The following is an 11,813-nucleotide window of genomic DNA, read 5'->3' as shown; positions in this document are numbered from 1 at the left end:
GGCCCCCGCCGCCTCCCCCCTCACACCCGCCTGGGCGGAGGAGGGGATTTTGGCCCTCGGCCGCGCCGATCCCGATTTCGCCCGCATCCTGCCTGCCGCCGGCCCCTTGCCCTGGCGGCGGCGTGATCCTGGCTTTCCGGGGCTGCTGCGCGCGATCTGCGGCCAGATGATCAGCAACCAGGCGGCGGCGGCGATCTGGGGGCGGCTTTCCGCCCTGCCCGGGGCGCTGGAACCCGCCGGCCTGCTGGCGCTGAGCGAGGATGCCCTGCGCGGCGCCGGCCTGTCCCGGCCCAAGGTACTGCATGTGCGCGCCCTGGCGGCCGCGGTGGCGGAAGGGCGGCTGGAATTCGCCGCGCTGCGCGCCACGCCCGATGAGGAGGCGGTCGCCGCCATCGCCGCCATTCCCGGCCTCGGTCCCTGGACGGCACAGGTCCATCTGCTCTTCGGGTTCGAGCGGCCGGATGTCTTCCCGGCCGGGGACCTCGCGCTTGCTGCCGGCCTCACGCACCTCAAGGGGCTTGCCGAACGGCCGAAGCCGAAGGCGCTGGCCGAGATGGCGCTGGCCTGGTCGCCCTGGCGGTCGCTCGCCGCGCGGCTGCTCTGGCACCACTGGCGCCACGCCACGGGCCGGCCGGCCGGGGAGGCGCCGTAGACGCGCCGGCGGCGCGGTGGTTGTTTGGCCGCGCCATGGACCTCCCGCTTTCCCCGCGCATCCGCGCGACCCAGACGCCGCCCATTCCCTCCGTCCGCGCGTGGGCGGCGCGCTATGCCGGCGGCGCCGGGCCGGTGCTGGACCTGACCCAGGCCGTGCCGGGCTATCCGCCGCATCCGGACCTGCTGGCGAAGCTGGCGGAAGCGGCCGGCGGGCGCGCCGCCGCTGGCTACGGGCCGATCGACGGGGAACCGGCGCTGCGGGCGGCGCTCGCCGCCGACATCTCGGCCTTCTACGGGGCGAAGGTGACGACGGAGGACGTGGCGATCACCTCCGGCGGCAACCTGGCCTTCACCATGGCGATGACGGTGCTCGCCGGGCCGGGGGAGGCGGTGATGCTGCCATCCCCCTGGTACTTCAACCACCGCATGGCGCTGACCGCGCTCGGCATCCCCTGCGTGCCGCTGGAGTGCCGCGCCGAGGACGGCTTCATCCCCGACCCGGACCGCGCCGAGGCGCTGATGGCCGGGGTGCGCGCCATCGTCCTGGTCACGCCGAACAATCCGACCGGCGCCGTCTATCCGCCCGAGGTCATCGCGCGCTTCGCGGAACTGGCGCGGCGGCACGGCGCCTGGCTCGTCCTCGACGAGACCTATCGCGACTTCCTCTCCCCCGCGCAGTCCCCGCCCCATGCGCTGTTCGAGGACCCGGATTGGCGCGGCGGCTTCGTGCATCTCTATTCCTTCTCCAAGGCCTATTGCGTGCCGGGGCACCGGGTGGCGGCGATTGCTTCGGGCGGCGGCTTCCGTTCGGAACTGATGAAGGCGCTCGACACCATGCAGATCTGCGCGCCGCGTGCTGCGCAGACGGCGCTGGCCTGGGGTGTCGAGGCGTTGCGCGACTGGCGGGCCGGCAACCGCGACCTGATGGCCCAGCGCGCCGAGGCCTTCCGCCGCGCCGCCGCGCAATTGCCCGGCTGGCGGCTCGACGCGCTCGGCGCCTATTTCGCCTATCTGCGCCTGCCGGAGGATGCTCCCGAGGCGGTGGCGACGGCGGAGCGCCTCGCGGTCGAACGCGGCCTGCTCGGCCTGCCGGGCCCCTTCTTCGGGCCCGGGCAGGAAAGGCATCTGCGCCTCGCCTTCGCCAATGCCTCCGAGGATGTCATCGCGCAGGTACCGTCCCGGCTGTGACATGAATCGTGCAGCGAGGCCCTGCGGGAGGCTAGATGCCCCTTGCAGGGCGCGGCAGCCGGGCCGCGCCTCGGCCGGGAGCCTGTGCCATGCTGGAACTCGTCGCGATGATCGGGGCTGCGATCCTGATCGTCTGGTTGCCGATCGAATCGCGCAAGGTGGCGGGTGGCTGGGTGCGACCCAGGCACCGCGGCACGCCGGACGAATTTCGCACGCAGTATCGCCGCCAGACGTCCATGTTCCTCTGGGTCGGCCTGGTGCTCGGGCTCGGCAATCTCGGCCTCGCTGCGCTGCCGGACCAATCCGAGGCGCACCGCATCACCAGGCTGGTGGTCGGTGCGCTCTGGCTCGGCGTGTCCCTGGCGGCGGCCTTCTCGCGCCGCCGGCTCGACGCCGTGGCGCGCTGACTTCCCCCTGCCCCTGTGCTACCGCCCCGCCTTCATGAAGGGGGAGGAGCGAATGTCTAAAGACTTGACGGTCGGCATTGCAGGGCTTGGGGCGATCGGGCTGCACCTCGCGCGCGCGCTGGATGCGGGCGTGCAGGGGCTGCGGCTTGCTGCCGTGAGCGCGCGGGACCTGAAGAAGGCACAGGCGAACATCGCCGGCTTCAAGGCGCCGCCGATGGTCGTGGCCAACACCGAACTGGCGGCTTGCGACGTGGTGGTGGAAGCCGCCCCCGCCGCGGCCTTCGAGGAAATCGCGACCGCCGCGATCGAGGCCGGCAGGATCTTCGTCCCGTCCTCGGTCGGCGCGCTGCTCCCGCGCATGCATTTGGTCGAGCGCGCGAAGCAGACCGGCGCGCGCATCATCGTGCCGACCGGCGCGCTGCTCGGCCTCGACGCCGTGCGCGCGGCCGCCGAGGGCGCGGTGGAGAGCGTGACCATCGAGACGCGCAAGCCGCCGCGCGGGCTGGAAGGCGCGCCCTACCTGAAGCAGCACGCCATCGACGTTGGCGCCGTCACCAGCGCGACGCGCGTCTTCAAGGGCAACGCCTTCGACGCCGCACAGGGCTTCCCGGCCAATGTGAACGTCGCCGCGGCGCTGGCGCTGGCCGGGATCGGGCCGGAGCGCACCATGGTCGAGATCTGGGCGGACCCGGGCGTGACGCGCAACACCCACACCATCCGCGTGGAAGCCGCCGCCGCGCGCCTGACCATGACGATCGAGAACGTGCCAAGCGAGGAGAACCCACGCACCGGCAAGATCACGCCGCTGTCGATCCTGGCGTGCCTGCGCGGGCTGACCAGCACGCTGAAGGTCGGGTCGTAAGGCGGGGGGAGAAGGGAACTTCTCCCCCCGGGCCCCCCTCAACCTTCTTTGGCTTTTCGGGACTGACAGCCAGGGCCGGCGCCAGAAAACCAAAGAAGGGAGGGGGTTCGGGGGAGGTTCATCCTCCCCCGACCTTCACCCGCGCTGCACCCCGGCGCGCCCGTTCTCGACCACGAACCGCGCCGCCGTTTGCCGCGGCGCGTCTTCCCGCGTCACGAAGGGCAGCGCGACGAATTCGGTCGTCATGGCCGCCGCCGTCGCCTCGCTGACGCAGTAGCCCCGGCGCGCATTGAACAGCGCGATGTCCGGGTTTCGCCGCAGCACGTCCTCTCCCGCCGGCGTCATCTCCGCGCCGTCGCCCTCGCTGGTGATGGAGGTCGCGGTGAATTCCGTCGCGATGGCGCTGCTTTCCGCATCCTCGGGCCGCGCGCGGATGGTCGCGGCCAGCGCGACATGGACGTCGCCCGACAGCACGACCGGATTGGGCGTGCGGCGTTCCGCCAGCCCGTCCAGGATCCTCTGCCGCGCCGCCGGGTAGGCGTCCCACTTGTCCATCGAGATCGTGCCGCCGCGCAGTTCCCGCCGCATCATCGGCACCTGCTGCGCGAGGATGTTCCACCGCCCCGGGCTTCCCGCCAGCCCTTCCAGCAGCCAGTCTTCCTGCGCCGCGCCGAGCATCTGCGCCTCCGGCCGGAATGCCTCCGGGCAGGCAGGCTTCGCTCCGTCGCCGCAGGGCTGGTCGTCACGGAACTGGCGCGTGTCGAGCACATGCACCCGCGCCATCGTGCCGAAGTCCAGCCGGCGATAGGCGGTGATGTCCGGCCCACGCGGGATCGCGGCGCGGCGCACCGGCATGTGTTCGTACCAGGCCTGGAAGGCGGCGGCCTTGCGCAGCACGAAGACCTCGGGCGGCACGGCGACGGGGAAGCGGCCCTGGCCGTTCTCCTCGCTGTTCTCGCCGGCCCAGTTGTTGTCCACCTCGTGGTCGTCGTAGCTCGGCAGGAAGGGATGCGCCGCATGCGCGGCCTGCAGGTCGAGGTCGCTGCGGTACTGCGCGTAGCGTAGGCGGTAGTCGGGAAGGGAGATCGTCTCCTCCCCCAGGTGCTGCCGCACCCGCGGCCCCCAGCCCGGCTGGCCCGGCGCGCGACCGCGGTATTCGTAAATGTAGTCGCCATAGTGGAAGACGAAGTCGAGGTCCGGCTCCCGCGCGATATGCGACCAGGCCGTGAAGTGGCCGTGCTCGTAGTGCTGGCAGCCGGCGGTGACGAAGCGCAGCCGGGCGGGTGCGGCGCCGGCGGCAGGGGCGGTGCGGGCGCGGCCGGTGCGGCTGACCTCGGAGCCCGCGCGGAAGCGGTAGAAATACGGGCGGGCCGGAGCCAGCCCGGCGACCTCCACATGGACGGCATGCGCGAGTTCCGGCCGGGCGATCGCGGTGCCGCTCGCGGCGATCCGGGTGAAGCGCTCGTCCTCCGCGACCTCCCAGGTGACGGGCAGGGCGGCGCGCACCGTTCCGCCATCGGGCTGCAGGGGTTCCGGCGCCAGCCGCGTCCAGATCACGAAGCCGTCCGGCGCGGGATCGCCGCTCGAGACGCCGAGGGTGAAGGGGAAGGAGCGGAACACCGGCTGCGCCAGCCCCGGCCGCGCCGCGGGCGCCAGGGCGGCGAGGGCGGCAAGCCCCGCCCCTCCACGCAGCAGCCCGCGGCGCGAGAGGTCGAGGATGTGGCGGGCGGTGCTGTCCATGCGGCGGGTCCTGCGCTGCTGCGCGGCGGAGACTGCCCCGGCCTTCTCCGCTGCGGCATGAATCCTGCGTGACGCCGTTCGGGGGCGCCAGGGGCTTCCTGCCGCGCCCGCCGCGCGAACCGGGGGAGCGCCCCTCCGGGGAGGGTCGCGCCCCTGGACGGAGCAGGGGCGGGCGGCCATCCCGGCCATGACCGGAAGGGCAGGATTCCGCCCCGAAGGACCCCTCGGGGCTTGCTCCGGCGGCCGCTTTCCGCCATATCGCCCGCGCCGGACGGGGGTCTTCCCCGCCCGGTAATCCGCACGCGGCGCGCCCTTTCTGATCCCAGGTAGGGTCCGGTCCCCGGCAACGGGGGATGCGCCGCGGAGGCTCAACCGGACTACAGGAAGGAGAATCGCCCCATGGCGATGCGCGAAGTCACCCTGCGTGCGCTGCTCGAGGCGGGCGTCCATTTCGGCCACCATACGCGCCGCTGGAACCCCCGCATGGCCCCCTACATCTTCGGGGTGCGCAACCAAGTCCACATCCTGGACCTGCAGCAGACCGTCCCGATGATGGAGCGCGCCCTGCGCGCCGTGCGCGACACCGTCGCCGCCGGCGGCCGCGTGCTCTTCGTCGGCACCAAGAAGGCGGCGGCCGACTACGTGGCGGAAGCCGCGGCCCGCTGCGGCCAGTACTACGTCAACCACCGCTGGCTCGGCGGCATGCTGACGAACTGGAAGACCATCACGGGCTCGATCAAGCGCCTGAAGCAGATGGACGATCGTCTGGGTGGCGACACCGCCGGCCTGACAAAGAAGGAAATCCTGATGCTGACGCGCGAGAAGGGGAAGCTCGACCGCGCGCTCGGCGGCATCCGCGAGATGGGCGGCCTGCCCGACATCATCTTCGTGATCGACACGGTGAAGGAGAAGCTGGCGATCGAGGAGGCCAACAAGCTCGGCATCCCCGTCATCGCCGTGGTCGACTCCAACGCCGATCCCGCGGGCGTGACCTACCCGATCCCGGGCAACGACGACGCGATCCGCGCCATCACGCTCTACTGCGACATGGTCGCCTCCGCGGTGCTGGACGGCATCTCGGCCGAGCTCCAGGCCTCCGGCGTCGATGTCGGCTCGGCCGAGGAGCTGGTGCCCGAAGCCCTGCCGGAGGTCGCCCCCGAGGCGACGCCGGAAGCCCAGCCGCAGGCCTGAACCTGACACTGCCGGGGCCCTCGTGGCCCCGGTTCCTTCTTTCCCACTGGCAACCACGGGGCATTCCGATGGCCGAGATCACTGCGGCGATGGTCCGCGACCTGCGCGAGAAGACCGGCGCGGGCATGATGGACTGCAAGAAGGCGCTCGTCGAAGCGAATGGCGACATGGAGGCCGCGATCGACTGGCTCCGCAAGAAGGGCCTGTCCGCCGCCGCCAAGAAGTCCGGCCGCGTCGCCGCCGAGGGCCTGATCGGCGTCGCCTCCGCCCCGCGCACCGCCGCGATGGTCGAGGTGAATGCCGAGACGGACTTCGTCGCCCGCAACGAGCAGTTCCAGAACTTCGTCGCCACGGTGGCGGAACTGGTGCTGACGGTCGGCGACGACATCGAGAACCTGAAGAACGCCCATTGGCCGCAGGCGCTGGACCTGGTCGAGGGCGGCACCGCCCGCCGCACCGTGGCCGACCAGCTCACGCACCTGATCGCCACCATCGGCGAGAACATGTCCATCCGTCGCGCCAGGCGCCTGCACGTGAACGAGGGCGCGGTCGCGACCTACGTCCACTCCGCGGTGAAGCCGGGCCTCGGCAAGATCGGCGTGCTGGTGGCGCTCGAGGGCTCGTCCGAGATCGGCGCGCTGGAGACGCTCGGCCGCCAGCTCGGCATGCATGTCGCCGCCGCGCGCCCCGAGGCGCTCGACATCTCCTTCGTCGAGCCGGCGGCGCTGGACCGCGAGAAGGCCGTGCTCACCGAGCAGGCCAAGGCGTCGGGCAAGCCGGACGCGGTCATCCAGAAGATGGTCGAGGGCCGCATCCGCAAGTACTACGAGGAAGTGGTGCTGCTCGAGCAGGTCTGGGTGCATGACGGCGAGAGCCGCGTGAAGGAAGTGGTGAAGAAGGCGGGTGCGAACCTCGCCGGCTTCGCCCGCTTCCAGCTCGGCGAGGGCATCGAGAAGCAGTCCTCCGACTTCGCGGCCGAGGTCGCGGCCGCGGCCGGCCAGGGCTGACCGCCCCGGCCTTCGGGCCGATCCTGCATTGATCGACGGGCAGGCCGCCATGGCCTGCCCGTTGTCGTTTCCGCCCCATCGCGCTGTCGTGGCGCGGCGCTTCGCCACGGTGGTAGCCTTCCGGCCCGGGGCTTCGATCCCCGGGCGAGGGGAGGGCCGCCATGGGATCGGTGGTCGGCAGCGCGGTCTACCAATCCGGCCGGCGTGTCGAGGATGTCGAGATCGAGCGTCTCGACCTCGCCTGCGAGGCCGTGGCGCCCGAGCCCGGGCGCTTCGTCTGGATCGGCCTGTTCGAGCCCGACGAGGAGGTGCTGGCCAAGGTCCAGCGCCGCTTCGGCCTGCACGACCTCGCCGTCGAGGACGCGCACAACGCGCACCAGCGGCCGAAGCTCGAGACCTACGGCGATTCCATCTTCGTGGTGATGCGCACCGCGCAGCTCGTCGAAGGCCATGTCCGCTTCGGCGAGACGCACATCTTCGCCGGCCGCGGCCATGTCGTGACGGTGCGGCACGGCTCCTCCGTCACCTATGCCGGGGTGCGCGGGCGCTGCGAACGCTCCCCGCACATGCTCGCGCTGGGGGAGATCTTCGTCGTCTATTCCGTGATGGATTTCATCGTCGACAACTACTTCCCGGTGCTGCACGCGCTGGAGACGGAGATCGACGACCTCGAGGACCGCGTCTTCAAGCAGCGCAGCACGCGCGCCGACATCGAGCGGATCTACGAGCTGCGCCACGAACTCATGACCATCCGCCGCGCCATCCATCCGATCGGGGAGGTCTGCACGCGGATGATGCGCTTCGACGCGCCGCTCATGGAGGAGCGTGTGCAGCCCTATTTCCGTGACGTGCAGGACCACGTGCTGCGCGTGGTCGAACTGATCGACGGCCTGCGGGAACTGCTGACCTCGGCGCTGGAGGCCAACCTCCTCTTCGCCTCCCTGCGGCAGAACGAGGACATGCGGCGCTTCGCCGGCTGGGCGGCGATCCTTGCGGTGCCGACGGCGCTCGCCGGCATCTACGGCATGAATTTCGAGGACATGCCGGAACTGAAGCAGCCCTGGGGCTATCCGGTCGTGCTCGGCATCATCCTGGCGATCTGCGGGGCGCTCTACTGGCGCTTCCGGCGGGCCGGCTGGATCTGATCCCCGCGGCGGATGGCATGGACCGCTGTCCTGCCCTCGGTCGCCGGGCGCGGCCTGCGGCCGCCTGGCCTGGGCGGGCTGCCGGCGCGCCGCATTGGCGGCCCCGGCCCGCTTCGCAGGCCGCCGGCCATGACGCATGGGACCGCCGGCATGCGCCGCCCACTCGACGCCCCCTGGTGCGCCGGGCGCGCGGAGGAGGGGCAGTATCCGCCGGCAAGCCGCCCCGTCGCGGCCCGGTGCCCTTGTCGCCGCCGGGCGCGTATGGCAAAGGCGAGGCCGCCCACCGGGGCATGCCGGCGCGCCTGCCTTGCAGCCGCCACAAGCCCTGACTAGCCTCCGCAACCTGTTTCGACACCCCGGGAACCGCCACTCCATGGCCTCGCCCAACTACAAGCGCGTCCTGCTCAAGGTTTCCGGTGAGGCCTTGATGGGGGAGCGTGACTACGGCCTCGACACCGCCGTCTGCCGCCGCATTGCCCAGGACGTGAAGGGCGTCACCGACCTCGGCGTCGAGGTCAGCCTGGTCATCGGCGGGGGCAACATCTTCCGCGGCGTCGCCGGGGCGGCGGCCGGCATGGACCGCGCCCAGGCCGATTCGATCGGCATGCTCGCGACCGTCATGAACGCGCTGGCCATGCAGGCGGCGCTCGAGAAGGTCGGCGTCTCGACGCGCGTGCAGAGCGCGATTCCGATGACCAGCGTCTGCGAGCCCTTCATCCGCCGCCGCGCCGTGCGGCACATGGAGAAGGGCCGCGTGGTGATCTTTGCCGCCGGCACGGGCAACCCCTTCTTCACCACCGACACCGCGGCGGCCCTGCGCGCGGCCGAGATGGGCTGCGACGCGCTGCTCAAGGGCACGCAGGTGGACGGCGTCTATTCCGCCGACCCGCGCAAGAACCCGAATGCCGAGCGCTACGTCTCGCTGACCTACCTCGACATGCTGGCGCGCGACCTCGCCGTGATGGACGCCGCCGCGATCAGCCTGGCGCGCGAGAACCACCTGCCGATCATCGTGTTCAACATCCACGAGCCCGGCGCCTTTACCGCGGTGATGAAGGGCGAAGGCCGCTTCACCACCGTCCACGAAGACCAGCAGTAAGGGAGAGGGCCCCATGGCCGCCGACTTCAACGCCCTGAAGCAGGACCTGACGCGCCGCATGGATGGCGCGATGGAGACGCTGAAGAAGGAATTCCAGGGCCTGCGCACCGGCCGCGCCAGCCCGGCGCTGCTCGAGCCCATCCGGGTCGAGGCCTATGGCGCCGTCTCGCCGCTGAACCAGGTGGCGAACATCTCGGTCGCCGGCCCGGGCCTGCTTTCCGTGCAGGTCTGGGACAAGGGGCTGACCAAGGCGGTCGAGAGCGCGATCCGCGAGGCCAATCTCGGCCTCAACCCGCAATCCGAGGGCCAGGTCATCCGCGTGCCGCTGCCGCCGCTGACGCAGGAGCGCCGCAACGAACTGGCCAAAGCCGCCGCCCGCTACGCCGAGCAGACCCGCGTCGCCATCCGTGGCGTCCGCCGCGACGGCATGGAGCAGGTCAAGGGCTGGGACAAGAAGCACGAGGTCAGCGAGGACGACGCCAAGCGCAACGAGGACGAGATCCAGAAGCTCACGGACCAGTACGTGAAGCAGGTGGACGCCGCGCTGGTGGAGAAGGAGAAGGACATCCGCACGGTCTGAGGCCGCGGCGGATCTCAGGGGATCGATCGGAGGTCGGATTGCGGGGGTGCCCGGTGCAGGCCCGGCGAGGCAGGGGGAAGGGGGCGTGAGCGCGGTCTCCGAACCTGCACGGCTGCCCGGCGCGCCGGCCGAGGGCCCGCTGCATGTCGCCATCATCATGGACGGCAATCGCCGCTGGGCGCAGGCGCGCGGGCTGCCGGTGGCGCTCGGCCACAAGGCGGGGGCCGAGGCCGCCCGCCGTGCGGTCGAGGCGGCGGCCGATCTCGGCGTGTCCTGGCTGACGCTCTTCGCCTTCTCCTCGGAGAACTGGCGCCGGCCGCTCGAGGAAGTCTCCGCGCTGACCGGCCTGCTGCGCCTCTACCTCCGCGTCGAGGTGGCGAACCTCGTGAAGGAAGGCGTGCGTTTGCGCGTCATCGGCGACTACGAACGCTTCGGGCCCGAGATGGCGCGCGCCGTCCGCGCCGCCGAGGAGCAGACGGCAGGCGGGCGGCGGCTGAACCTCAATGTCGCGCTCTCCTACGGTGCGCGGGACGAGATCCTCGCCGCCGCGCGGGCCGCCGCGCGCGCCGTCGCCGAAGGCCGCCTCGCGCCCGAGGCGCTGGATGAGGCGACCTTCTCCGGCTTCATGTACACGGCCGGCATCCCGGATCCCGACCTCATCATCCGCACCTCCGGCGAGCAGCGGCTGTCCAATTTCATGCTCTGGCAGGCGGCTTACTCGGAGTTCGTCTTCCAGGAGGTGCTCTGGCCCGATTTCGGCGCGCGGCACCTGGCCGAAGCGGTGGCCGACTTTCGCCGGCGCGACCGTCGCTACGGGGCGCGGCCCTGAGCGCTGCGACCGGATCGGGCCAGGGGCCCAAGCGTTGGCGGGACCTGCGCAAACGCTTCCTGTCCGCCCTGGTCCTGGGACCGACGGCGCTCGCCTGCATCTGGCTGGGTGCCGAGCCATGGACGGCGCTGATCGCAGTGGCGATTGCGGTGCTGGCGTGGGAATGGGTGCATCTCTGCGGCCTCAGCACGCGGGCACTGCCGGGCATGGTGGTGCCGGTGGCGGTGCTGGCCTCCGGCATCCTCGCGGTCGCCGAACATCCGCGCGCGGCGCTGGTGGCGCTGGCGCTCGGCTGGGGCCTGACCTGGTGGGCGGCCGCGCGCATGCGCGGGGCTGGCCGCGTGGGCCAGCCGGCGGGCTGGCTGGCGGCGGGGGTGCTCTACATCGGCATCGCCGGCATCGCGTTGATCGAGTTGCGGCACGACAACTTCGCCGGCCGGGCCAATGTGCTGTTCCTGGTCCTGGTGGTCTGGGCCTCCGACATCGGGGCCTACATGGCCGGGCGCGCCTTCGGCGGGCCGAAGCTGGCGCCCGCCATCTCCCCCAACAAGACGTGGTCGGGCGCGGCCGGCGGGCTCGCCGGGGCCGTCCTGGTAGGCGTCGCGGCCGCCGCGGCGCTGGCGCCAGGAGGGGCTTCCCGCGCGGCGGCCGTCGCCGCCATGCTGGGGATCATGGCGCAGGCGGGCGACCTGCTGGAATCCTGGATCAAGCGGCGCTTCGACGTGAAGGACACCTCCAGCCTCATTCCCGGCCATGGCGGCCTGCTCGACCGGCTGGACGGGGTGATCGCGGCGGCGCCGGCGGCGGCGCTGCTGGCCTTCGCGCTCGGCCAGGGCCAGCCGCTCTGGCGATGACGCGCAGCGTCACCATCCTCGGCAGCACCGGCTCGGTTGGGCGCAGCACCGCCGCCCTGCTGGATGAGGCGCCCCCGGGCGCCTTCCGCGTGGAGGCTCTTGTCGCCGGCCGGGATGCCCTGGGGCTGGCCGAACAGGCGCGGCGGCTCGGCGCCCGGATCGCGGTCGTGGCGGACCCGGCGTGCTACGGCGCGCTGCGGGATGGGCTGGCGGGTTCCGGCATCGAAGCCGCGGCGGGCCCGGAAGCGGTGGTCGCC

12 protein-coding genes and 1 pseudogene are annotated in these 11,813 nt (G+C 72.0%); 12 read left to right on the top strand and 1 reads right to left on the bottom strand.

The window, feature by feature from the left end; genetic code table 11:
* The first annotated feature begins 49 nt into the window (after positions 1-49).
* From GXW76_RS18330 to GXW76_RS18315, 4 genes are all read left to right on the top strand, one after another.
* Positions 50-652 (top strand): DNA-3-methyladenine glycosylase family protein, encoded by a 603-nt coding sequence (locus GXW76_RS18330; RefSeq protein ID WP_211863544.1) that lies wholly within the window; start codon positions 50-52, stop codon positions 650-652.
* A gap of 35 nt (positions 653-687) precedes the next feature.
* Positions 688-1,842, top strand: a complete 1,155-nt coding sequence (locus tag GXW76_RS18325; RefSeq protein ID WP_211863543.1) for an aminotransferase — start codon at positions 688-690, stop codon at positions 1,840-1,842.
* Positions 1,843-1,931: 89 nt separating this feature from the next.
* On the top strand, positions 1,932-2,249 hold the full coding sequence (locus GXW76_RS18320; RefSeq protein WP_211863542.1) for a hypothetical protein: 318 nt from the start codon (positions 1,932-1,934) through the stop codon (positions 2,247-2,249).
* Positions 2,250-2,301: 52 nt separating this feature from the next.
* Positions 2,302-3,111 carry an aspartate dehydrogenase gene (locus GXW76_RS18315; RefSeq protein WP_211863541.1) on the top strand — a complete coding sequence of 270 codons (810 nt, stop codon included), beginning with the start codon at positions 2,302-2,304 and terminating at the stop codon, positions 3,109-3,111.
* Between the two features lie 135 nt (positions 3,112-3,246).
* Here GXW76_RS18315 and GXW76_RS18310 read toward each other — a convergent pair whose 3' ends face one another.
* Entirely contained in the window at positions 3,247-4,851 is a 1,605-nt protein-coding gene (locus GXW76_RS18310) for an alkaline phosphatase D family protein (protein WP_211863540.1), read from the bottom strand.
* 399 nt (positions 4,852-5,250) lie between these two features.
* Here GXW76_RS18310 and rpsB point away from each other — a divergent pair, with 399 nt between their 5' ends.
* From rpsB to GXW76_RS18270, 8 genes and pseudogenes are all read left to right on the top strand, one after another.
* Entirely contained in the window at positions 5,251-6,042 is a 792-nt protein-coding gene (rpsB, locus tag GXW76_RS18305) for a 30S ribosomal protein S2 (RefSeq protein WP_211863539.1), read from the top strand.
* A 68-nt stretch (positions 6,043-6,110) separates the two neighbouring features.
* On the top strand, positions 6,111-7,049 hold the full coding sequence (tsf, locus tag GXW76_RS18300; RefSeq protein WP_211863538.1) for a translation elongation factor Ts: 939 nt from the start codon (positions 6,111-6,113) through the stop codon (positions 7,047-7,049).
* A gap of 161 nt (positions 7,050-7,210) precedes the next feature.
* Entirely contained in the window at positions 7,211-8,194 is a 984-nt protein-coding gene (gene corA, locus GXW76_RS18295; RefSeq protein ID WP_211863537.1) for a magnesium/cobalt transporter CorA, read from the top strand.
* Positions 8,195-8,567: 373 nt separating this feature from the next.
* A complete protein-coding gene (gene pyrH / locus GXW76_RS18290; RefSeq protein WP_211863536.1) occupies positions 8,568-9,293 on the top strand; it encodes a UMP kinase in 726 nt (241 codons plus the stop codon).
* A 13-nt stretch (positions 9,294-9,306) separates the two neighbouring features.
* The gene (frr, locus tag GXW76_RS18285; protein WP_211863535.1) at positions 9,307-9,873 is read left to right on the top strand and encodes a ribosome recycling factor; all 567 of its coding nucleotides are present in this window, start codon (positions 9,307-9,309) and stop codon (positions 9,871-9,873) included.
* Positions 9,874-9,958: 85 nt separating this feature from the next.
* The gene (gene uppS, locus GXW76_RS18280) at positions 9,959-10,702 is read left to right on the top strand and encodes a polyprenyl diphosphate synthase (protein ID WP_338150990.1); all 744 of its coding nucleotides are present in this window, start codon (positions 9,959-9,961) and stop codon (positions 10,700-10,702) included.
* Positions 10,699-11,556 carry a phosphatidate cytidylyltransferase gene (locus tag GXW76_RS18275; protein ID WP_211863562.1) on the top strand — a complete coding sequence of 286 codons (858 nt, stop codon included), beginning with the start codon at positions 10,699-10,701 and terminating at the stop codon, positions 11,554-11,556. The genes uppS and GXW76_RS18275 overlap by 4 nt, the downstream gene beginning before the upstream one ends.
* A pseudogene (locus tag GXW76_RS18270) lies at positions 11,553-11,813 on the top strand (1-deoxy-D-xylulose-5-phosphate reductoisomerase); the annotation flags it as partial. The gene GXW76_RS18275 and the pseudogene GXW76_RS18270, both read left to right, overlap by 4 nt.

The sequence above is a fragment of the Neoroseomonas soli genome (genome assembly GCF_018129065.1).
Classification (GTDB): Bacteria; Pseudomonadota; Alphaproteobacteria; order Acetobacterales; family Acetobacteraceae; genus Neoroseomonas; species Neoroseomonas soli.
This window is presented reverse-complemented; position numbering and strand designations above follow the sequence as displayed.

What these genes read in the sequence shown, in the direction of transcription:
- GXW76_RS18325 (WP_211863543.1), top strand. Translation starts at nt 688, where the DNA reads ATGGACCTCCCGCTTTCCCCGCGCATCCGCGCGACCCAGACGCCGCCC.
- frr (WP_211863535.1), top strand. Translation starts at nt 9,307, where the DNA reads ATGGCCGCCGACTTCAACGCCCTGAAGCAGGACCTGACGCGCCGCATG.
- tsf (WP_211863538.1), top strand. Translation starts at nt 6,111, where the DNA reads ATGGCCGAGATCACTGCGGCGATGGTCCGCGACCTGCGCGAGAAGACC.
- GXW76_RS18310 (WP_211863540.1), bottom strand. Translation starts at nt 4,851, where the DNA reads ATGGACAGCACCGCCCGCCACATCCTCGACCTCTCGCGCCGCGGGCTG.
- corA (WP_211863537.1), top strand. Translation starts at nt 7,211, where the DNA reads ATGGGATCGGTGGTCGGCAGCGCGGTCTACCAATCCGGCCGGCGTGTC.
- pyrH (WP_211863536.1), top strand. Translation starts at nt 8,568, where the DNA reads ATGGCCTCGCCCAACTACAAGCGCGTCCTGCTCAAGGTTTCCGGTGAG.
- rpsB (WP_211863539.1), top strand. Translation starts at nt 5,251, where the DNA reads ATGGCGATGCGCGAAGTCACCCTGCGTGCGCTGCTCGAGGCGGGCGTC.
- GXW76_RS18320 (WP_211863542.1), top strand. Translation starts at nt 1,932, where the DNA reads ATGCTGGAACTCGTCGCGATGATCGGGGCTGCGATCCTGATCGTCTGG.
- GXW76_RS18315 (WP_211863541.1), top strand. Translation starts at nt 2,302, where the DNA reads ATGTCTAAAGACTTGACGGTCGGCATTGCAGGGCTTGGGGCGATCGGG.